The organism is Mesorhizobium sp. B2-4-17 (assembly GCF_006441275.1).
Taxonomy (GTDB): Bacteria; Pseudomonadota; Alphaproteobacteria; order Rhizobiales; family Rhizobiaceae; genus Mesorhizobium.
Map to the genome: position 1 here is coordinate 64,193 of NZ_VFUX01000005.1, position 20,672 is coordinate 84,864.

General features: G+C 62.0%; 22 protein-coding genes. 11 read left to right on the forward strand and 11 right to left on the reverse strand.

Features of this window, described 5'->3' with window-relative positions; genetic code table 11:
• Positions 1-6 precede the first annotated feature (6 nt).
• From FJ548_RS05835 to FJ548_RS05845, 3 genes are all read right to left on the reverse strand, one after another.
• Positions 7-1,578 carry a substrate-binding domain-containing protein gene (locus FJ548_RS05835; protein ID WP_140777282.1) on the reverse strand — a complete coding sequence of 524 codons (1,572 nt, stop codon included), beginning with the start codon at positions 1,576-1,578 and terminating at the stop codon, positions 7-9.
• Positions 1,579-1,588: 10 nt separating this feature from the next.
• On the reverse strand, positions 1,589-2,668 hold the full coding sequence (locus FJ548_RS05840) for a toxic anion resistance protein (RefSeq protein ID WP_140762860.1): 1,080 nt from the start codon (positions 2,666-2,668) through the stop codon (positions 1,589-1,591).
• Between the two features lie 124 nt (positions 2,669-2,792).
• The gene (locus FJ548_RS05845) at positions 2,793-3,461 is read right to left on the reverse strand and encodes an alpha/beta hydrolase (protein ID WP_140777283.1); all 669 of its coding nucleotides are present in this window, start codon (positions 3,459-3,461) and stop codon (positions 2,793-2,795) included.
• Positions 3,462-3,662: 201 nt separating this feature from the next.
• Here FJ548_RS05845 and FJ548_RS05850 point away from each other — a divergent pair, with 201 nt between their 5' ends.
• The gene (locus FJ548_RS05850; RefSeq protein ID WP_140777285.1) at positions 3,663-4,841 is read left to right on the forward strand and encodes an OpgC family protein; all 1,179 of its coding nucleotides are present in this window, start codon (positions 3,663-3,665) and stop codon (positions 4,839-4,841) included.
• Between the two features lie 12 nt (positions 4,842-4,853).
• On the opposite strand, the gene FJ548_RS05855 is transcribed toward FJ548_RS05850, so the two are convergent.
• Positions 4,854-5,930, reverse strand: coding sequence for a substrate-binding domain-containing protein (locus tag FJ548_RS05855; protein ID WP_140609974.1), 1,077 nt, complete (start codon positions 5,928-5,930; stop codon positions 4,854-4,856).
• A 372-nt stretch (positions 5,931-6,302) separates the two neighbouring features.
• On the opposite strand from FJ548_RS05855, the gene FJ548_RS29760 reads away from it, so the two are divergent.
• Positions 6,303-6,452, forward strand: coding sequence for a hypothetical protein (locus tag FJ548_RS29760; protein ID WP_181165594.1), 150 nt, complete (start codon positions 6,303-6,305; stop codon positions 6,450-6,452).
• A gap of 15 nt (positions 6,453-6,467) precedes the next feature.
• On the opposite strand, the gene FJ548_RS05860 is transcribed toward FJ548_RS29760, so the two are convergent.
• Positions 6,468-6,833 (reverse strand): DUF423 domain-containing protein, encoded by a 366-nt coding sequence (locus tag FJ548_RS05860; RefSeq protein ID WP_140692706.1) that lies wholly within the window; start codon positions 6,831-6,833, stop codon positions 6,468-6,470.
• Between the two features lie 38 nt (positions 6,834-6,871).
• Positions 6,872-8,125: a multidrug efflux MFS transporter gene (locus FJ548_RS05865; RefSeq protein WP_140777287.1), complete on the reverse strand. Its 1,254-nt coding sequence runs from the start codon at positions 8,123-8,125 to the stop codon at positions 6,872-6,874.
• A gap of 117 nt (positions 8,126-8,242) precedes the next feature.
• Here FJ548_RS05865 and FJ548_RS05870 point away from each other — a divergent pair, with 117 nt between their 5' ends.
• Positions 8,243-8,908: a GntR family transcriptional regulator gene (locus FJ548_RS05870; protein WP_140777381.1), complete on the forward strand. Its 666-nt coding sequence runs from the start codon at positions 8,243-8,245 to the stop codon at positions 8,906-8,908.
• Positions 8,909-9,009: 101 nt separating this feature from the next.
• Positions 9,010-9,270: a DUF982 domain-containing protein gene (locus FJ548_RS05875; RefSeq protein ID WP_140610007.1), complete on the forward strand. Its 261-nt coding sequence runs from the start codon at positions 9,010-9,012 to the stop codon at positions 9,268-9,270.
• Between the two features lie 51 nt (positions 9,271-9,321).
• Here the strand turns inward: FJ548_RS05875 and FJ548_RS05880 are convergent, their stop codons facing one another.
• A complete protein-coding gene (locus tag FJ548_RS05880; protein ID WP_140692699.1) occupies positions 9,322-9,468 on the reverse strand; it encodes a hypothetical protein in 147 nt (48 codons plus the stop codon).
• Positions 9,469-9,663: 195 nt separating this feature from the next.
• Between FJ548_RS05880 and FJ548_RS05885 the strand changes: the two genes are divergently transcribed.
• The 3 genes from FJ548_RS05885 (at position 9,664) to ppk2 (ending at position 12,852) form a co-directional block, all read left to right on the forward strand.
• Complete coding sequence (locus FJ548_RS05885; protein WP_140777289.1) at positions 9,664-10,635, forward strand: glycosyl transferase family 90; 972 nt, start codon at positions 9,664-9,666, stop codon at positions 10,633-10,635.
• A 155-nt stretch (positions 10,636-10,790) separates the two neighbouring features.
• Positions 10,791-11,762, forward strand: coding sequence for a glycosyl transferase family 90 (locus tag FJ548_RS05890; RefSeq protein ID WP_140777291.1), 972 nt, complete (start codon positions 10,791-10,793; stop codon positions 11,760-11,762).
• Between the two features lie 169 nt (positions 11,763-11,931).
• A complete protein-coding gene (ppk2, locus tag FJ548_RS05895) occupies positions 11,932-12,852 on the forward strand; it encodes a polyphosphate kinase 2 (RefSeq protein WP_140609980.1) in 921 nt (306 codons plus the stop codon).
• Between the two features lie 82 nt (positions 12,853-12,934).
• Here the strand turns inward: ppk2 and FJ548_RS05900 are convergent, their stop codons facing one another.
• The 4 genes from FJ548_RS05900 to FJ548_RS05915 all read right to left on the reverse strand — a co-directional run bounded on the left by FJ548_RS05900 (position 12,935) and on the right by FJ548_RS05915 (position 16,518).
• Positions 12,935-13,579 carry a dihydrofolate reductase family protein gene (locus FJ548_RS05900; RefSeq protein ID WP_140777292.1) on the reverse strand — a complete coding sequence of 215 codons (645 nt, stop codon included), beginning with the start codon at positions 13,577-13,579 and terminating at the stop codon, positions 12,935-12,937.
• 184 nt (positions 13,580-13,763) lie between these two features.
• Positions 13,764-14,306: a glyoxalase superfamily protein gene (locus FJ548_RS05905; protein WP_140609982.1), complete on the reverse strand. Its 543-nt coding sequence runs from the start codon at positions 14,304-14,306 to the stop codon at positions 13,764-13,766.
• A gap of 270 nt (positions 14,307-14,576) precedes the next feature.
• Entirely contained in the window at positions 14,577-15,608 is a 1,032-nt protein-coding gene (gene hemB / locus FJ548_RS05910; protein ID WP_140777293.1) for a porphobilinogen synthase, read from the reverse strand.
• 130 nt (positions 15,609-15,738) lie between these two features.
• On the reverse strand, positions 15,739-16,518 hold the full coding sequence (locus FJ548_RS05915) for a DUF2066 domain-containing protein (RefSeq protein ID WP_246678567.1): 780 nt from the start codon (positions 16,516-16,518) through the stop codon (positions 15,739-15,741).
• 229 nt (positions 16,519-16,747) lie between these two features.
• Here FJ548_RS05915 and FJ548_RS05920 point away from each other — a divergent pair, with 229 nt between their 5' ends.
• The 4 genes from FJ548_RS05920 to FJ548_RS05935 all read left to right on the forward strand — a co-directional run bounded on the left by FJ548_RS05920 (position 16,748) and on the right by FJ548_RS05935 (position 20,569).
• Positions 16,748-17,791: an enoyl-CoA hydratase/isomerase family protein gene (locus tag FJ548_RS05920; RefSeq protein ID WP_140609985.1), complete on the forward strand. Its 1,044-nt coding sequence runs from the start codon at positions 16,748-16,750 to the stop codon at positions 17,789-17,791.
• Positions 17,788-18,210 carry a DUF6163 family protein gene (locus FJ548_RS05925; protein ID WP_140609986.1) on the forward strand — a complete coding sequence of 141 codons (423 nt, stop codon included), beginning with the start codon at positions 17,788-17,790 and terminating at the stop codon, positions 18,208-18,210. Before FJ548_RS05920 ends, FJ548_RS05925 begins: the two co-directional genes overlap by 4 nt.
• A gap of 238 nt (positions 18,211-18,448) precedes the next feature.
• Complete coding sequence (locus FJ548_RS05930) at positions 18,449-18,964, forward strand: winged helix DNA-binding protein (protein WP_013896002.1); 516 nt, start codon at positions 18,449-18,451, stop codon at positions 18,962-18,964.
• 351 nt (positions 18,965-19,315) lie between these two features.
• Positions 19,316-20,569 (forward strand): murein L,D-transpeptidase, encoded by a 1,254-nt coding sequence (locus FJ548_RS05935; RefSeq protein WP_140609987.1) that lies wholly within the window; start codon positions 19,316-19,318, stop codon positions 20,567-20,569.
• Positions 20,570-20,672 lie beyond the last annotated feature (103 nt).

Sequence of the window (20,672 nt, forward strand, 5' to 3'; positions counted from 1 at the left end):
CCTGCCTTAATTGTAGCCGCGAGCGGCGCGGAAGGCGCCTGCCAGATCTCCGCTGCCATTGAAAACGCGCGCCGATGTCGCCTTGGCGAGGCTGTCGAGCTGGCTCTTGTCGGCGTCGCCGAAGGTGATGCCGAACACCGGCACGCGCACCGGCGCCTGATGCCATTGCTCGAGGAAGCGGTCGGCGCTGCCATCGGTGCGGCCGTCGGTCATGATGACGATCGCCGGTAGGTATTTCGCAAGCTCGGCGGTTGCGGTGATTTTCTGCAGCGCCTGTTCGGCACAGGCATACATGTCCGTGCCGCCGCCGGCATGCTGCTCCGCGACATCGCCGAGCAACTGGCTCTGCCCGGCCAGGTCGCCGCTCGCCTCGAAAACGGTGCGCACCGTGCCGTCGAAGGGCAGCACGAAGATGCGGTCCGCGGGCGTCCATTGCGCCAGGACTTCGCTCGCCTTCTCAGGTGTGAACAGGAACTGTGCGGCCGCTTGGAGCTGCTTCTCGCCTTCGTTCTCCATCGAGCCGGAGAAGTCGAAACAGAGCGCCGTCAGCGACGGCTTGCGCAAGGCCTGCTGGTAAAGATCCAGCGCTTTGCGGATCACTGCCGGCTCCGGCATGCGGATCGAGGTCACCAGCTTGCCCGGATCGAAATTCCAGTCCGGTTCAGCCGCGGCCTGGATCGCCGAGCCGCCAAGCGGCAGCCGCCGGCCGGTGTCGGCGATGCGTTTGCGCACCGCGTCCGATTGCAGGTAGGCGAGCAGATCGGTGAAGAATTTTTCGACAGCCGGGCCGTGGCCATGGTCGATGAAGCCGAGCGGCGAATCGCCGACGGCGACCCCGTCGGCCGGATAGATCGCATAGAGCGGCTCGTCGCCCATCTGCTTTAACTTATCGTTGGCCTCCTTGAGCGTCGCTTCGTAGTTCCACATCGCGTCATAGATCGTGCCCTGACGCGCGGACTCGACATAGAGGTCGGCGAGCCAGCCGGACGATCCGGAAGACCTCTCGACGCCCTGCAGCAGGGCGCTGACCGTGTCGTGCACGGCCGGATTGTCGAGATCGCCGGGCTCGATCACCTGCTTGCCGCCAAGCGCGCTGGACAGCATGGCGAGATAGGCGCTGGCGCCCGAATTCGACTGCGTGGCCGAGGTCATCAGGAATTTCAGCTTGCCATCCTTCACCGCGGCGAGGATGTCCTTCATGAACACTTGCTTGCCGACCCAACCGAGTTCGGCGGCCCTGGATTTGCGCACGCCCAAAATGACCGGCATCTGCGCGATCGAGGTCAGGTTGCGCACCTTGCGGCCGGAATCGAACAGGTCGACCCAGACGCTCGATGCCGGCCACACCGCGTCCTGCTCTAGTCCATCAGGCTTTTGCAGGCCGAGCCCGATGTCGAGCGACCCCTGGTAGGAGATGGTGCAGGTCGCACCCTGCTTGGCGCAGAACTCCTGCACGATCGGCTCCAGCACCGTGTTTTCGGAGCCGGAGACGATCGAGAATTTCACATTGCTGGAATTGCAGGCGGCCAGCAGCAGGGAGACCGCAAGGACGAGAACCGACGTCAGCGTCTTCGGCATCAAGCCTCCGTCAGCCCTGGGTGAGCGCTTTCTTGAGATCGGCGGTCATCTGGTCCATCTGCTTCTCGGCGTCGGCCCGTTTTTGCCGGCCCTCCTGCTGGACCTTGAGCACGCCTTGCACGGTGTCGATGAGATCGCGGTTGGCCTGCGCCAGCGTTTCGACGTCGACGATGCCGCGCTGCGCCTGCTCCTCGATCGAGATCGCCTGATCCTTCATCATCTTCGATGTCTGGCGGATCATCTCGTTGGTGGCGTCCGTCACCGTCTTCTGCAGCTCGAGCGCCGATTTCTGGTTGGTCAGGCCAAGCAGGATGACCATTTTCTGCTTCCAGGCGGGCACGGTCAGCGCCGAAGTCGCCTGCAGATTCTCGATCAGCGTCTCATCACCGGACTGGACGATGCGGATCTGCGGCAGCTGCTGAATGCCGAGCTGGCGCGCCTGGACGAGGTAGAAAACCCGCTTTTCCAGCCGGTCGAGCGCTTGCACCGCGTCCTGATAGCCTTGCGCCTCCAATGTGCCGCCCGCGTCGCTGCCCTTGGCGTCGGCCGCCGCCTTCAGCTTGGGCAGTTCGTTGGCGCGGTAGTCGTCGACGAATTTTTTGCCGGCCTGCACATAGGCGTCGAGCTTGAGGATGGAGTCCTTCGTCTGCTCGTGCAGGTCGTCGAGCACTGCGATGTCGCGCCGCAGCGTGTCCTTGTGGCGGTCGAGTTCCAGGCCGATGCGGTCGATCTGTCCCGCAACATCCTCGTATTTTTCCTTGAAGCGCTCCAGCCGCGCCTTGAACGACGAAAACAGATTGCTGAGGAAACCCTGGTCTTTCAGCGAGGCCGGATCGAGGTTCTTGGCCTTCATGATGATGTCGGTCAGGAGGTCGCCGGTGTCGCCGAGATCGCGGTTGCGGATCTGCGACAGGATCCTGTCGGCATAGTCGCTGACGGATTGCTGGGCGCGGTCTCCAAAGACCGAAATCGCGGCGCGATCGCGCACGTCGATGCTGTCCTCGATCTTGGCGATTTCGGCTGGATTGGCTGCGATGACCGGCAATTGCGAAGTGTCGTCGAGCAGAGTGATGCTGTTCTTGTCGGCCATGCAGACCTCCCCCTCAGTGAACAGTATCTCGATAGACAGTCTGTAACAGAGATATGTCGCCGCTGTGGAGAAAGGAAGCCCCAGGCCACTTTCGGGGATAATCCGGGGTAAATAGCGTCACCTTTCAGCCTACGTGCGCCACGGCAGCCGGCCCCGCCAGCCATTGCCCGACGATCGCGGCGTCGGGATCACCGATTTCGTGGCCCGATGGCATGATCCGGGCCTCGATCTCGCTACCGTGCCGGCTGAGCAGCGTCACCAGCGCCGGCGCGAAGGGTCCGTAGGTTTCGTCGACGGCCCCGGCGATGATCAGTGCGCGGGTTCCCTTCAGGTCCGTCGCCGGCGTTTGGTCGAGCACGGGCATTGGCCTCAGCAGCGCCGCCCTGCGCACGATACCGGGATGGAGCAGCATCAGGCTGGAAATCAGGTTGGCGCCATTCGAGTAGCCAAGGAAGGTCGCGCGATCGAGGTCGAGCCCATGGCGCTTGGCGGCCTGGCTTGCGAATGCCGCGAAGGCAGCCGTCTCCGTAAGGATACTCTTCTGTTCGAAACGCGTCGGGGTTATCCGCTCGAACCAGCGAAAACCGTCCTCCTGGGGGATACGGCCACGTGCCGCGACCAGCACGGCGCCGGGCGCGATCCGTCTTGCCAGCGGCACCAGGGTGGTCTCGTCGACCCCCGATCCATGCAGCAGGAAAAGGCATTCACGGCCGTCCCCGCCGTCCCCCAGGAGACGATAGGGAAAGGCCATATCCATCCGCAGCGGACTGTTTTCGACGCTGTCGCCAGTCATCCCGCATCCTCTTGATTATATGACGTCTCGCTCAATTTGCCGGCTTCAAAACGCAATATTTTCATGCTCCGCGAAAGTTGATTGAACCAGGCGCATTCCAGCCCGTTTCAGCGCCGATATACTCCCGATGGGAGGAATCGAAGCGGTGCGCCGGGGGTCGCATTGCTGGACATGAACAACCAGCTTTGAGGCCTTTTGTCGATGACTACCCCTGTTTCGCCCGAACGCGACACGCGTATCGATGTACTGCGCGCGCTGGCGCTGCTCACCATTTTCATCGATCATGTGCCAGGCACGGCTTTCGAGACCCTGACCTACAAGAATTTCGGCTTCTCGGACGCGGCCGAGGGATTCGTGCTGATTTCGGGCATCTCGGTCGCGCTCGCCTATGGCACGAAGTTCCGGCCGGGCGGCCGGCTTCTCGCGACATTGAAGATGTGGCGGCGGGCTGGCGTGCTCTATAGCGCCCACATCGTCACGACGATGATGGTGATGGCCCTGTTCTGCGCCGTGGCGGTGCTTGCCGGGCGGCCGGAACTGCTGAAGATGATCAATATCGAGCCGCTGATGAAGAACACGCCGGAAGTGCTGGTCGGCATCGTCACGCTTGGCCACCAGCTCGGCTACAACAACATCCTGCCGGTCTATGCCGCGCTGCTTTTGATGGCACCGGCCTTCGTCCTGTTCATCAGCTACAGGCCCGCCGTGGCACTTGCCGTGTCCGGTGCGCTGTGGCTCGTCGCCGGCATCTGGCAGATCGCCCCGCCCAACTATCCCGAGCCCGGCTTCTGGTTCCTGAACCCTCTGTCCTGGCAGTTCCTGTTCAACATCGGCGTGGCCGCCATGCTGCATGTCAGGCGCGGCGGTGTCATTCCGGTCAACCGCTGGCTGGTCGGCGCTGCCGCCGCCTATGTGCTGGCGGCACTGGTATGGGTGCACAGTCCGCTCTGGGGGCACATAACGTGGTTCAACCTGCCCGTGGTGATCGGCGGCTTCGACAAGACGTTCCTGTCGCTGCCGCGACTGCTGCACATCCTGGCGGTCAGCTATCTGATCGTCGTCTTGCCGGCGCTTTCCAGCTTGTTCCGCACCAGCCCTGACCATCCGTTGGCGATATTGGGCAAACGCTCGCTGCCGGTCTTCATCGCCGGCACGGTGATCGCCATGGTCGCGCAGGTGATGAAACTGGTCAATCCGGGCGGGCTTGCCTATGACAGCCTGTTGCTATCAGCCGGCATCGCCATGCAGTTCGCGCTCGCCTTCTATCTCGAATGGCTGTCGACCATCGGCGGCTCCGGCAAGGCTCGCATGACGCAAAAGGATGTCACGCCGGTGCGTGCGCCTTTCGGTATCTCCGCCGTGGCAAGGGCCAATCGCTGAGGGGAATGCGGTTCAGCCGCGCGGCGGAGCCGACGAGCCTCGCACGATCAGTTCGACCGGCAGTTGCTGCCGGCTGACCGGCCCGTCGCTCTCCAGGATCGCCCTGACGGCAAGGCGGCCCATCTCGGCAATCGGCTGGGCGATGGTGGTCAAGGGCGGCTCGGACACCGATGCTTCCGGAACACCATCGAACCCAACGACGGAAACATCGTCGGGGACGTTGAGCCCGCGCGCGCTCAGCCATTCGAGCGTCACCAAGGCTATCCTATCCGACATCGCCAGGATGGCTGTCGGCGGGTGGTCGGAAGCGAAGATGGTTTCGAGCCCCGCCTTCGTGCTCGCCGCATCGTTGCTGGTCTCGTAGACGGGCACTTTGGACGCGTCGACGCCAACGCGGGAAAGCTCCTGGAGATAGCCGGTGAGCCGGTCGCGCGTCCCCGCATAAGTCGCGGCTCGAACCTGCTCGGGTGAAACAAGACCTGTTCTGCCGTCAGCGAAAGGCAGCGCCAGAACCGCGAAGCGGCGATGTCCGAGATCGGTGAGATGGCGCGCCGCCATGCTGGCGCCGGCGATGTTGTCGACACCGATCGCCGCGACGGACCCATCCTCGGAATCCAGGTCGAGCGCCACAAAGGGCAGTTTGCGCTCACGCGCCAATTCCACCAGGCGCGAACCGCCTTCGATGCAGAAGACGATGAAGCCGTCGACCAGGGCGCTCTGGATGTTCCAGGCAAGCTGTTCGTTGTTGGCGGCCGAGACCAGGGAGATGCCGGCTCCGGTCGCATCGCAAGCCTGCGAGATGCCCGCCATCATGACGCGCGCAAAGGGATCGTCGAAGAAATAGGAGAGGGGCTCGGCGGTGGCCACGCCAATGGCGTTTACCTTGCCGGCCCGCAGCAGCCGACCCTTTGGATCAGGCCCGCCGTAGCCCATCGCTTCGGCTGCTGCCCGAACCCGTTCGCGGACTTCTTCGCGCACGATCTCGGGGCGGCTGAAAACATTGGATGCGGTGCCGTGCGAAACGCCGGCCGCTTTGGCGATGTCGGCCAGCCGGACGGGTCTTCGGTTGCCTGCGGTGAGTGACGCCATTGTGCGTGCCTCCTGACATGCATTTAGCACGTTCCGGATTTGCAGCCAGTACTTTCGTTGGATCGATTCAAATTTCCCCTTGACTCAGCAAGGATTGCAAGTTTATGTTTGAATCGATCCAATCAAAGCGGATTCGCTTCTGTTTGATGGCTTTGAGTGGAGCGTTATGGCTCCCATCGGCTACCTGTTCGAAGACGTCTATCGCAACGATTGAAGCATCGGATCGACCGGCCACAATCCAGGCGCCGGGGTAGAACCGGCCTATGGATTCGCGACCTTCGCTTCCTGGTGGAGCGGAGGCGGAGCTGATCGGCTCAGCTTTCTGCGCCCATTGATTGGATCGATTCAATTCAATTCAAAGGGAGAAAAGCTATGCATCCCATCAAGCATCTGTTCGAAGACATCTACCGCAACTATTGGGGCATCGCGCCGGCCGCGGAACGGCCGGAGGCGCAACGCCGGACAAAGCCCGCAACGCGCAGTCGCGAGGTGGTGGCCCGCCACGAACGTCGTCGGGACTGAGCCTTTCCTGGTTCCCTAAGGACGTGGGCGCGTCAGGGCAGAAATTGCTATCCCCAGCCAGCCTGCGATGAGCAGTGTGCCGCCGATCGGCGCCGACATCGGAAACAGTCTCGATCCGAGGAAATCGCGGGCGAGGAGATCGCCGGCGAAAAGCAGGAGCCCGGCAAGCAGGGCGAAGCTGGCGATCCGCAGAAAGCGATTCGCGCCGATGAGGCCGATGGCCAGGAACACCGGCGCGTGCATCAAAAGGAATGACGCGGCCGTGCCGGTGAAGGCGCCGCCGCGATGCGCGGCCGCTGCCGACAGCGCCACGCCCGCCGCGCCGACGAGACCGCCGGCAAACACAAGCATACGGCTGCCGTTCGGATCGGCGAAGGTCATGTCGAGGCTCCTTCCTGCGGCGGCGGGCCAGGCCCGTCTCAGGGCTCGCCCGCCTCCAGCACCATATGCCGTGTCCGCCGCGACTGGACAATCCAGTTGTAGACGGCACCGCCGGCCATCAGCACCGATGTTCCGAGAAACACCGCCCGCATGCCGAAGTGACCGCCCACGAAGCCACCGGATAGCGGCCCCGCGACCTGCCCGACATATTGCGCCGAAATCGCCAGGCCAAGCACGTTGCCGCCCACGCCATCGGGGATGTTGTGGCGAATGACGCTGGTGATGCAGGGCAGCAGGCCGCCGAGCGCCAGGCCCATCAGGAAACGCAGGCCGATCAGTTGCCAGCCATCGGTGACGAAGGCCTGCGGGATGAGCAGCAGGGCCGAGGCGGCCAACGCCCCAACCACGACATTCCAGTGGCCGACACGGTCGGCAAGCTTGCCGAGCCATGACGCCGACAGGATCGTCCCAAGGGCCGCCGCCGACATCACCACGCCGGCGACCATCGTCACGCGGCTCTGATCCTCGATGAACTGCTGGACATAGACAGTGATGATCGGCTCGATCGACATGGTGGCGAAGGCAAGCAGCATGCCGGTCGCCAGCATGGCCACCACCGGGCGTTTGTCCGGGATCTGCGACCAGCCGCTTTTCGGCTTTGTGCCCGACGCCGACTTGGCGGGCTTCGGGCGCGGGTTCTCCTTGATCAGGAAGGTCGTCGCCAGGAAAGCAAGGAAGATAACGCCGCCGGACAACAGGAAGGTGGCGCGAATGCCGATCACCGGCGGCAGCACGCCGCCGAGCAGGGGGCCGACCAGCGAGCCTGCCGTGATCCCGGCCGACAGGACGCCTAGCGCCCAGCCGGAGCGGTCCTTGGGTGTCTGCATGGCCACCAGAATGGTCGAACCGGAGGAATAGCCGCCAGCAAAGCCGATCAGCAGGCGCAGCAACACCAATTGCCAGACCGTCTCGACCATGCCCGTCAATGACATGCAGATCGCCATGCCGAAGCTGGCGCGCACCAGCATCACCTTGCGGCCATAGCGGTCGCCCAGCCGGCCCCACAACGGCGCGACAAGGGCGGCGGCGAAAAAGGTGGCGCCATAGGCGATGCCGGACCACTGCACGATCGCCGCATGGCCCTGTGCGCCGAGCTGTTCGACGTAAAGCGGCAGGAAGGGCAAAAGCAGAGTCATAGCGATGAGCGTGCTGAACGAGCCCGCGAAACAGACGACAAGATTGCGCCGCCAGTGGATGCTGTAACCGCTTTGTTGAGCGTCTTCCTGTGTCATGACCTGCCTGTTCGATATCAGCACTTGTTACGGATACCACTTTGGGATACCAAACTGGTATCCGTCATGAACGCCAACCCGGCCGCTGTCAATGCGGCTTCAGAAAAGGGCAGCGCGATGTCGCAAATGCAGAATGTCGAACGGCAGTTGCGCGAAATGATCCTGGGGCTCGAGATCGGTCCCGGCGAGAAATTGACCGAGCGATGGGTCGAAGGCCGCTTCGGCGCCTCGCGCACGCCGGTCAGGGCAGCACTGCTGCGGCTGGAGACCGAGGGTCTTGTCGGCAGGGACGGGCGCGGCTGGACGGTCTCGCCCATCAACCTGGCCGAGCTTGAGCAGATCGCGGTCTATCGCGAAGCGGTCGAGGTCGCGGCCCTGAGGCTGACATGCGCGCACGGTGAAAGGAGGGCCCTCGACGTCATCGAGGCGATGCTCGATTCCTGCGACGAAAACACTCCGCGCGAGGAATGGCACCGTGTCGGCATGGATTTTCACATCGAGCTGGCGCGGCTGTCGGGCAACGAATTCCTGTTCAGGGCGGTGCGCGATGCCATGACGCGCCTGTCGCGTGCTCGCTGGCTGGAGGTGCGCGACGAAGCAGCCCTTGGCCGCGCCTGGGCCGAACATCGCGCCATTCTGGCGGCAACACGGCTTGGCGACGCCGATGAAGCGGCGCGCCGGCTTTCAGCCCACATCATCGGCAGCCGCGACCGGCTGGTGGCGTCGCTTGCCAACGATCGGCGCGGTCTTCGCGCCAGGGGATTTGCAGTCGTCGCCGCTTAGCGGCGTGGACCGGCAGGGCACTCGCCGGGCAAAAAGCGGCGTCCGGACGCGGAGTGCACTTTCGGCCTCGCTTCATGGGCGCCGATGGCGTAAGAGCGGCGATGGAAAACAACCGATTTGAAACGCCGGTGACCGTCAAGTCCGTCACCGCAGGAAGCACTCAGCTCTTGCGTTCGGCGAGGGAGGCTTCCGATTACCTCCTCAACAGCTGGCCCGGCAAGCGCAGTCCCAAGCATCGCGCGGCACTTCAGGCCTGCCACGACGCGCTGGCCGGCGACAAGCCGGCCATGAATGCCCGGCGCGCCTTCATCGCCGCGGCGCGTGAAGTGGATGTATTCATCAGCGACAAGGCGCCCGCCTGACGCGGCGCGACATGCGTTAAGACGGAGCCGGCAATCGCGGGCCTGTTGCCGTCATTCCCCTGTTTCGGCTTCGACTTTGGCCTCGGGCTTCGACCGCTCCCGCGCGGCAACCTTGGCCGCCAGCTTCTCGGCCTTTTTGGCCGCTTTCTGCCGGTCGCGCTCCTTGCGTTCCTGATCGTAGTTCGGTGCTCGCGCCATATCGGCTCCCTTTGACCTGCCTTGCGGCTCTGAACCTGCCTAGGAGCATTAGCCGTCAAACACAACAGCTGAAACGACAGCGCGTGGGTGCTGACGTCGAAGATATGCCGGGGCCTTGCCAGATGGGCGCCACAATGATGTAGGAAACGCCAGGGCCCCAGCGTCTTGAGAGCTGCCCGTTTGATCAAGTGAACCATGGCCACAATTGCGCGGACGTCGGCAAAGGTCTTCTATTATGCGCGAAATTTTGCGCGCGATGTCGTTCCGCAGGCATTGTTCCGACGCACGTTGGGCATTCGCCTGGAAAGGGCGAGGCTTTCCGATGAGGCGGCGCGCCGGCGGTTGAACTACTACAACAAGCTGCAGGATGGTTTCACGCCAAGCGCGAATGCCGTGCGCGTCGGCAAGCTGCCCTTCACGCCGACCATGTACTATTACGACCTGAAGGAATTTGCCCGCTACTTTGATCCCGGATTGCTCATCGACCTGGAGTTCGGCGACGTCAGGAATGTGCCGAAGGTGCCGTCGATCGTGAAGGACCGGCCGATCCGTGATGATGACAAGAACGCGGTCATCATGAAGCTCGACAAGTTTCGTCACTTCCAGATGCCGGCCGACGCCATTTCGTTTACCGACAAGCTGCCTGCGGTGGTCTGGCGCGGCGATCTCAACAATCCGATCAGGACAAGATTTCTGAAGGCTTTGTCCGGGCTGTCGTTCTGCGATGCCGGCTCGCACAAGCCGAACGCTCCGGCCGAATACGCCAAGCCCTTTCTCAGCATCAGCCAGCAGCAGCGCTATCGCTACATCGTCTCGCTCGAAGGCAATGACGTGGCGACCAATCTCAAATGGATCATGAACTCGAAGTCGCTCTGCCTGATGCCGCCGCCGACCTATGAGACGTGGTTCGCGGAACGGCTGCTCGAGCCCAATGTCCATTATGTGCCGCTTGAAGCGGATTTCTCGAACCTGGCCGAACATGTGGCCTATTTCGAACGGCACCCGGCGAAGGCCGAGCGCATCATCGCGGCCGCGAATGCCTATTGCCGGATATTCGACAACGAACAGACGGAGCAGGCGATCTCGCTGCTGGTGCTCTACAAATATTTCGTGCTCAGCGGCCAGATCAAGCCCGATGCCGAGGTCTGGCGTTACATAACGGGCTAGTCGCCGGCGACATTTGGCGTCGGCGCCATTGGTCTCGCGTTTGGATGACACCGGGTTGCGAAATGCCTGGCACAATGGCGTGTGAGCATGGCGCGGGAACTATCTCGGGCTGCCGGGTGTTTTGGTCGCGTTTGTCCTGATATCAACGTGGTACGATGGCCACCATAAAACGAACGACGCAGAAGGTTTTCTACTATGCGCGAAACGTCATGCGCGATATCGCCCCCCAGGCACTCTTCCGACGACAGTTGGCGGCCCGCCTGGAGCAGGCCAGGCTTTTGGATGAGGCCGTGCGCCGGCGGTTGAATGACTACAACAAGCTGCAGGGCACCTTTATGCCAAGCCCGGATGCGGTGCGCATCGACAAGATGCCGTTTGAGCCGAGCATGTACTATTACGACCTGAAGGAGTTCGCCCGTTATTTCGATCGGGCATTGCTCCTCGACCTGGAGTTTGGCGACGTCAGGCATGTGCCGAAGGTGCCGACACTCGTCAAGGATCGGCCGATCCGCGCCGACAACAGCAACGCGGTCATCCTGAAGTTCAACAAGTTCCGCCACTTTTACATGCCGGACGACGCGGTCGCCTTTGCCGACAAGCTGCCGGTCGTGATCTGGCGCGGCGATCTCAACAATCCGATCAGGACACGGTTTCTGGACGCAGCGCGCGACCTGCCTTTCTGCGACGTGGGTTCGCACAAGCGAAGTGCTCCGGCCGAATACAGCAAGCCCTTTCTCAGCATCAGCCAGCATCTGCGCCACCGCTACATCGTCTCGCTCGAGGGCAATGACGTGGCGACCAACCTCAAATGGATCATGAATTCGAACTCGCTCTGCCTGATGCCGCCGCCGACCTACGAGACATGGTTCGCGGAGAGCCAACTCGAAGCCAATGTCCACTATGTGCCACTCGATCCGGATTTCGCCGATCTCGGCGAAAAGGTGCGCTATTTCGAAGCGCACCCGGCGGCGGCGGAGCGCATCATCGCCGCAGCCAACGCCTATTGCCGCAAATTTTCCAATGAGCGAGACGAGCAGGCGATCTCCCTGCTCGTGCTCTACAAATATTTCGTGCTCAGCGGGCAGATCGAACCCGATCCCGAACTCTGGCGGTTCATCGAGGGTTAGGCGTCACGCGCCTTCGGTCAGCCGCAGTGGCTGCAATCACGCCTGGGTTGCAATAAAACCGTCACTGCCGGCCTATATTGAAGTCGGCTCAGGTGTTTCCATCAAGGCCGCTGGCCAGCAATGGGAACACCGTCCGGAACCGACAGGGTTTGCAAGCGGAGCAGCTGACATGACCGAGCTAAAACAGAATTCTCCCGCCAAGGACTGGCTCGAAGCCGAGCTCGCCGACACGCTCGACGAAGATTATGAACTCGAAATGTCGGAGCCGGCGCTGTCGATGGAGATCGCCAAGATCTACAAGAACTCGCATCCGCCTTCGATCGATCGCATGCAGTATTTTCGCGACCTGATCACCCTGCAATCCGAATTGATCAAACTCCAGTCCTGGGTCGCCTATCACAAGAAGAAGCTGGTGGTGATTTTCGAGGGCCGTGACTCCGCCGGCAAGGGCGGCGTCATCAAGCGCATTACCCAGCGGCTCAATCCGCGCATCTGCCGCGTCGTGGCATTGCCGGCGCCGACCGAGCGCGAGAAGTCGCAATGGTATTTCCAGCGCTATGTCCCGCACCTGCCGGCAGGCGGCGAGATCGTGCTGTTCGATCGCTCCTGGTACAACCGGTCCGGCGTCGAACGGGTGATGGGCTTTGCTTCGCACGAGCAGGTCGAGGAGTTCTTCCATGACGTGCCGGAGTTCGAGCGCATGCTGGTGCGCTCGGGCATCACCGTGGTCAAATACTGGTTCTCGATCACCGATGAGGAACAGCAGATGCGCTTCCTGATGCGCATCCACGATCCGATGAAGCAGTGGAAGCTGTCGCCCATGGATCTGCAGTCGCGTGTGCGGTGGGAGCAATACACCAAGGCCAAGGAAGAAACCTTCGCCCGCACCAACATTCCCGAAGCGCCCTGGTTCATCGTCGAGGGCAACGACAAGAAGCGCGCGCGGCTCAACTGCATCGATCATCTTTTGAAGCAGATGCCGTATGAAGATGTGCCGCACGAGGAGATCACACTGCCCGAGCGCGTGTTCAACCCGGAATACGAGCGCCAGGTTCTGCCGCGAGAACTTTACGTGCCGGAGAAATATTGAGGCGCATTTCCGTCTCTCCCCGTATAGTGACGGAGAGAAAGAGGCTTGCACCTGCGGGTTTCGCCAATGACCGGAGTTGCGGCTATGCCCGTTTGATGACCACATGCATGGCGTGCGGCGAAGCGACCTGTTCGCTGCATTGATAGCCGAGTTTCGGCATGTCGAGGCCGGCCAGAAGGTTTTCGCCTGCGCCGATCAGCACGGGCGAGATCGCCAGATGCATCTCGTCGATAAGTTTCTGCTCCAGATATTGCCTGATTGTCGCGACGCCGCCACCGACCCGCACATCCTTTCCATCAGCCGCAGCCTTCGCTTGCTCAAGCGCCGAATGGATACCCTCGGTGACGAAGTAAAAGGTCGTGCCGCCTTCCATGACGACGGGCTCACGCGCATGGTGGGTCAGCACGAAGACCGGCACGTGATAGGGCGGGTTGTCGCCCCACCAGCCCTTCCAGCTCTCGTCCTTCCAGGGGCCGCGGATGGGTCCGAACATGTTGCGGCCCAGGATCCAGGCGCCGACATTTTCGAAGCTGCGCGCGGCGAAATCCTCGTCGACGCCGCTGGCGCCGCCTTCCTCGCCGAACATCTTGCGGAAGGTCCGGGTGGTGAACGCCCATTTGTGCAGCGATTTTCCGCCGACACCAAGCGGATTCTCCAAGTCCTGGTTGGGACCGGCCCCAAAGCCATCGAGCGATAGGGAGAATGCATTGACACGCAGCTTGGACATGAAATCTCCTCGATAGTCAGTTGTGTTATGCAAGCAGTTTTTTGTAGCAAACCGATTGCAAATTGCAAGCGGTATCTTCGAGATGCGAATAATGCGTGTCCGGACCCGCGGTCAAGCGATGTCCGGACTTGTCTCGTGACGATTGATGATGGCAAGCCGCCGCCGGGACGGTTGCCACACCAACTCATTCGCTGACGAGCTCCATGAAGCGGATGTGGTTGCTGAACGGGTCGATGACCTCCACCGTCAGCCGCCCGTCCTCGTCTTCCAAGCCGGGTTTCATATAGCGGTAGTCCTTGCCCGCAAGCTCCTCATGGAAGTCGCGGATGCCCTTCATGTAGACAACCATGTTGCCGCCTGGCGTCGCGTCGCCGGCGTGTTCGGACAGGTGCAGGACAAGATTGCCACGCGAGACCTGCGTGTACAGCGGGAAATGGTCGCCGTAGCGGTGTTCCCAGTCCACGGTGAAACCGAGGAAGCCGAGGTAGAATTCGTGCGCCTTCGCGACGTCGAAGATGCGCACGATTGGCGCCGTCCGTTCGAAGATGATCGTCTCCTGCCTCGCGAGCGGCGCTTCGATCTTTGCCGACAGGATATTCCAGTTCGCCAGTCCGAACTGGCGCGCGACGATTTCCAGGGCCTCGCTGTGGCTGATCGTCAGGTCGTGGTCGGCAAGCGCGTCCCGCATGGCTTTCGCCATGGTCTTGGCATCGCGATAGGCAAGCATGTCCGTTTCCTCGGGGCACGGCGAAGTCTTCGTCAGTGCCCGCATTGCCGACGCCTTCGCCCGACGGTGAAACGGGTCAGGAAGCATCCTCTGGAGGCGTTCGCCATGCCTCTTGGCGAGGTGCGGGCTGCCGGCCGCCTCCGGCCATGCGGCATCATAGCCGCAACCAGCCCACCTTGTCAGCGGGAATTCGCCGAGATGACAGCCGGCTCCGAAGCGTGTCATGCAAGACCTGGAAGGGTCGCGGTGCGGTGGCTGAGGGGGGCGAAGTTACCCCTTCAGCATCACGGCCACTTCGGGCGCGAAATAGGTCAGGACGCCGTCGCAGCCTGCACGCTTGAAGGCAAGCAGCGATTCCAGCATCGCCTTCTCGCCATCGATCCAGCCATTGGCGCCCGCTGCCTTGATCATCGAATATTCGCCCGAGACCTGGTAGGCGAAGGTCGGCATCTGGAATTCGTCCTTCAGCCGGCGGATGATGTCGAGATAGGGCAGGCCGGGCTTGACCATCAGCATGTCGGCGCCCTCGGCGAGGTCCTGCTCGGCCTCGCGTACCGCCTCGTCCGAATTGGCGTGGTCGATATAGTAGGTCTTCTTGTCGCCCTTGAGCAGGCCGGCGGTGCCGACCGCCTCGCGATAAGGGCCATAGAAGGCCGACGCGAACTTGGTCGCGTAGGACATGATCGCCACGTCCTGAAAGCCGTTGGCGTCTAGCGCGTCGCGGATGGCACCGATGCGGCCATCCATCATGTCGGATGGCGCGATGATATCGGCGCCCGCCGCCGCCTGGATGACGGCCGCCGCCGCGACCTGTTCCACCGTTTCGTCGTTGACGATGATGCCGTCGCGCAGGATGCCGTCATGGCCGTGGCTGGTGAACGGATCGAGCGCGGCGTCGGTGATGATGCCGATCTCGGGCACTGCGCTCTTTATGGCGCGGGTGGCGCGGTTGATGATGTTTTCCGGATCGAGGATATGCGAGCCGGTCTGGTCGCGCAGGCCCAGCTCGACATTGGGGAAAGTGGCGAGTGCCGGTATGCCGAGCTTGGCCGCGCGTTCGGCCTCCTTGACGGCGAGATCGACCGACAGTCGGAAGACGCCTGGCATGGCGGCGATCGGCTCGCGCACATTATTGCCCTCGACGACGAAGATCGGCCAGATCAGGTCGTCGACCGAAAGCCGGTTCTCCTGCACGAGCCGGCGCGACCAGTCGGCCTTGCGCATGCGGCGCAGGCGGCGGCTGCCGGTGACGTCGTCGACGCTGCGCGCGCCGGCTGGTTTTGTCGGGGTGAATTTGTTCATTGCCAAAACTCCGGATAGCCGGCTTTTACCACGAGCCCGTGGCGCTGACCAATGCGACACGTTTGTGCCAGCTTTTCGTCTCTCCGTTCACGGAGAAAGTGCCGGCGGGAAGATAAGGGCCGCGGACCTCTCAAGGCTTTCCGTTGCCGGACAGAATCTGCGCCGCACCGCTGATGGCCACACGAAACGCCTCGTCGAAGCTGACGCCACGTACCTGCCAACGATAGGTCTTGCCGTGATCGGCCAGTCGCCAATCGGCGATCCAGCCGAGCTCTTTGTCGCTCCATACCATGCTGCCGGCGAGCGCTTGGGTGCCGCCGGTCTGTTTGGCCAGTCGGTCCAGCCTTGCCATATCGGCGGAGCCCAGCGCTGTTTCGTCCAAGCCGGCAAGCTGAGCAGCCTTCGGAAACACGACATGCATCAGCATCGGACCGGCGTCATTGGCGAAGGATTCGCGCATCGTCTCGCCACGCTTTTCCCCGGCGCTCAGCACGAAATGCCGAGCGCCCTGTTCGGTGGCGAGAAAGACGGTGAGTGTCGGCCGCTCACCAAGCCAGGGTTTGCCGCCAAGCGACGCCAGCACCTTGTCGAGGATATCAGGCTTGTAGAGACAGGTGAGATCGTGTGGCCGGTCATGCGTGCCTTGCTCGTCATGGATCGGAATGCCTTGCAGCCGGTCGCGGTAGCGGAAGGAATCGACGAAGCTGCCAGCCTTGTCGCGCAGATCCGCCATTTCTGGTTTTTTCAGCAGCCGCTGATCGCCTGAAACCCTGACCAGAACCCGATCCAGGCAGTCTCTGAAGCCTATCTGGCGGTTCGCTTCGCCCTGGCCGGTGACGATGGTCTTCGACTGGTAGAGTTCGTCGGCCGTGACGGCGTATGCGGCGCGCGGTACAAGGCCTGCGATCACAAGTCCGATCGTGAAAAGCGCGGTACGAAGAAATCCGGATATGCCCAACTGTCCCCCGATCCCGTCTGCGCGCTTGATATCGGCGCGTCGCTTTGAATGGCGGCGATCTTCGTAGCATCGGCTGCCGCCAGCCGCCAAGACCGCGGCGAAGAGGCTGCTGCCATTGACGCACCCATGCGCCGCCTTTAGCACTTCAGTCCCGCAGGCGCGGGGAAGGGATTCTCTGGCAATGGATTTTGGTGGAGGCGACGAAATTCGCTTCGAACGGTTGGGCAGAGCCGGTGTCGTGACGCTGACACGGCCGCAGGCGCTCAATGCCGTCACCCATCGCATGGTCAAGGCACTGGGCAAGGCGCTGCATGCCTGGGAGCGCGATGACGGCGTGGACGTCGTCGTCATCAAGGCAGAGGGCAGGGCGTTTTCGGCCGGAGGCGATATCCTCCACATCTACGAAGCCGGCCGGGCTGGAAAGCCGCCGGTCGAGTTCTTCGCCGATGAGTATCGGCTGAACGCCCGCATCAACAGCTTCCGCAAACCTTATGTGGCGCTCATCGACGGCATCGTCATGGGGGGCGGCGTCGGCATTTCCTTTCACGGTTCGCACCGGGTGATGACGGAGAATGCCCAGTTCGCCATGCCGGAGGTCGGCATAGGTTTTTTCCCCGATGTCGGCGCCAGCCATTTGCTGCCCGATCTTGGCGGCTCCTTCGGCATGTATCTGGCGCTGACCGGCAACCGCATCCGCTATGGCGATGCGCTGTGGTCGGGTCTGGCCACCCACACCATCAAGGCCGAGGACCAGGTAAGCTTCCTCGACCGGCTGGCGCTGACTGGCGATCCGGAATCGGTGCTGCGCGGTTTCCTTGTTCCGGCGAAGCGGGAGACCGAAAGGCCGATCCTGGGAGCTATATCGCGCCATTTCGCCCAGCCGTCGCTGCAGGATGTCATCGACAGCCTGGACCGCGCGGCAAGCACCGACGAATTCGCGGCAAAGACGCTGGCGACGATCCGCACGCGCTCGCCGACCAGCCTTCGCGTCGCCTGGCGGCAAATCAGCGCCGGGCTGACATTGTCGATGGACGACTGCATGAAGATGGAGTTCCGTATCCTCAACCGCATGCTTGCCGGCCACGATTTCTACGAAGGCATCCGCGCCGCCATCATCGACAAGGGATCGAAACCGCAATGGCGGCCGCCAAGTCTTGACGCGGTCCGTGAGGCCGATATCGATGCCTATTTCGCCCCGCTCGGTGAACGGGAACTCCTGACATGAGCGAAGTGACGTCGAGACGCGTCGTGCTTCAGCCCTCGACGGTCGAGGTGATCTTCGCCTGGTTCCAGCGCGTCATCGCGGGCTACTGCCTGCTCTTCGGCATCCTGTACTGGATCAAGCTGATCGGTTTCTATCCAGGCTCGCTGTGGCGCTTCGACCTCATGCCGGTGCACTGGCAGGTGGCGACGGTGATGCTCGCCGTGTTTTTTCCCTTCGCCGCCGCGGGGCTGTGGATGCTGGCCTCCTGGGGCCCGGTAATCTGGTTCATCTGCGCGGTTACCGAGACCGTCATGTATGCCGGTTTTCCCGAGCTTTTCGGCCATCGGCTGCTGATCGTCGTCTCGCATGCGGCGGTGGCGCTGCTCTACATCGTCTTTCGCGTCGTCATCTACCTGCAGAAACGCCCCGTACGGCACTAAGCCTTTGCGGCCATTGATGACTTGGCGGCCGCCTGAATCCAGCCCCGCGATCATTGCCTAAATCTTTAGGTTAATCATCCTTGCTCGGGTGACCGTTCGTTAAGCCTCTTTCGAAACCTCTTACCGGTAAGCTCTTGTTAGCCCTAGCGTTTAAGTCGAATTTTATGAGTATTCGATAGTGTCGCGATCAAGGTGAAAAACAAAAAATCACCAGGGCGACAAACGAGAGGCAAAGACAATGATCAATTCGCGTCCGGCGGCGAAGACCGCCAACGTATCCGACGATCGCCGCGAGGCTATCCGTTCCCTGTACATGGAATCGCTGCAGCTGGTCGAGCGGCTGCACCGCCGTCTGCTTGACGTGATCAAGGACGAATTTGACCGCAACGGCCGTTCCGACATCAATGCCATCCAGGCGCTGCTGCTCTTCAACATCGGCAATTCCGAGCTGACCGCCGGCGAGTTGCGCTCGCGTGGCTATTATCTCGGCTCGAACGTGTCCTACAACCTGAAGAAGCTGGTCGATCTCGGCTTCATCAACCACCAGCGCTCGCGCATCGACCGCCGTTCGGTCCGCGTTTCCTTGACGCCGAAGGGCAACGAGGTGGCGGATGTGGTCGCCGGCCTCTATGAGCGCCATGTCGGCTCGATCGAACAGGTCGGCGGCATCAACACCGACGAGTTCAAGCAGATGAACCGCGCCCTGCAGCGGCTCGACCGCTTCTGGAACGACACCATCGCCTACCGGATGTAAGGCGCCACACAGATCTGGCCCGCGCCAAAGAAGCGCGGCCGAAACAGCGACCTCCAGTCAGGGCCGGTGCCGAAAAGCACCGGTCCCTTTCTTTTCAGAGCGAAGGCCGGTCAGATTTGGGCGCAAGGCCACGTTGCCGCCATATTCCAGTGGAACCGAGGATCGCAGTGATGCAGTGGTGAAGGCCTTGCGTCCACCCGCAACCGTGTCGCGCTCGTGCGTTTATCGCCAACGTGATACTGACCATGGTTGGCTAATTGTTAAGATTGCCAATTTTAGAGTGCGGGCGAGATCGCCCGATGATCAACGCAGCAAAGTGATCGAACCGCTACAAAAATGTCTGGAACGTCCATGATAACCAGCCGCCGTTTTTTCCTTTCCGGAGCATCGTTGCTCGCTGCCGCCATGGTGGCCGGGCGTGCGAATGCGCAGGATGTGATCGGGGATATCTTGAAATCCTCTGCGCGCGGCAATTGGGACGATCAGTTCGATGCCCGCGCCAGCGAAGGCGGCAAGGTGGCCTCGACGTTGCCGATTTTCAGCCCGCAGACGGTCGCCTTCACCGAGCAGGCCGTCGCGCAGTATCAGAACATCGTTGGCCAGGGTGGATGGCAGCCGGTGCCGGACACCAAGAAGCTGCAGCTCGGCGTCGACGACCCGGATGTGGTGCCGCTGCGCAAGCGCCTGATGATTGCGGGCGACCTGTCGCAGAATGCCGGCATCTCGACGGCTTTCGATTCCTATGTCGACTCGGCGGTGAAGCGCTTCCAGCTGCGCCACGGCCTTCCCGCCGATGGCTCGATGGGCAAGTACACCTATGCCGCGATGAACGTTTCGGCGCAGATCCGGCTTGGCCAGTTGCAGACCAATCTGCAAAGGCTGAAGGAGAAGGCCGGCACACTCGGCAATCGTTACGTGCTGGTCGACATTCCGGCGGCTCAGGTCGAGGCGGTCGAGAATGACCGTGTCGTGCTTCGCCACACGGCAATCGTCGGCAAGATCGATCGCCAGACGCCGATCGTCAATTCCAAGATCAACGAGATCATCGTCAATCCGTACTGGAACGCGCCGGTGTCGATCGTGCGCAAGGACATCATTCCGCTGATGCGGAAGGATCCCAATTATCTGAAGAACAGCCATATCCGCCTTTTCGCGCCGGATGGCAGCGAAGTCGATCCGATGAATGTGGACTGGTCGACGGATGATGCGGCCAAGTACCGGTTCCGCCAGGATCCGGGCTCGGAAAACGCCATGGCTTCGGTGAAGATCAATTTCCCCAGCCCGGATGGCGTCTATATGCATGACACGCCGCAGCAGAGCCTGTTCGGCAAGATGATGCGCTTCGATTCCTCGGGCTGCGTGCGCGTCCAGAACGTGCGCGACCTCGTCACCTGGATCCTGCGCGACACGCCCGGCTGGGACCGCCAGCATTTCGAGGCGGCGATCAAGACCGGCCAGAACACGCCGATCCAGGTCACCAATCCGGTGCCGGTGCACTTCCTCTATCTCTCGGCATGGTCGACGGGACCCGGCGTCGTGCAGTTCCGCGATGATATTTACGCGCTTGACGGTGCCAGCGAGCTGCAGATCACCTCTTCGCTCTAAGTGATTGATAATTTTACGAAAGGCCGCCTTCGAGGCGGCCTTTCGTTTTGCCGAGGACGTGTTCAAATCAATCTCTAGTCGACCAGCCGCACTGCCGCCTTGA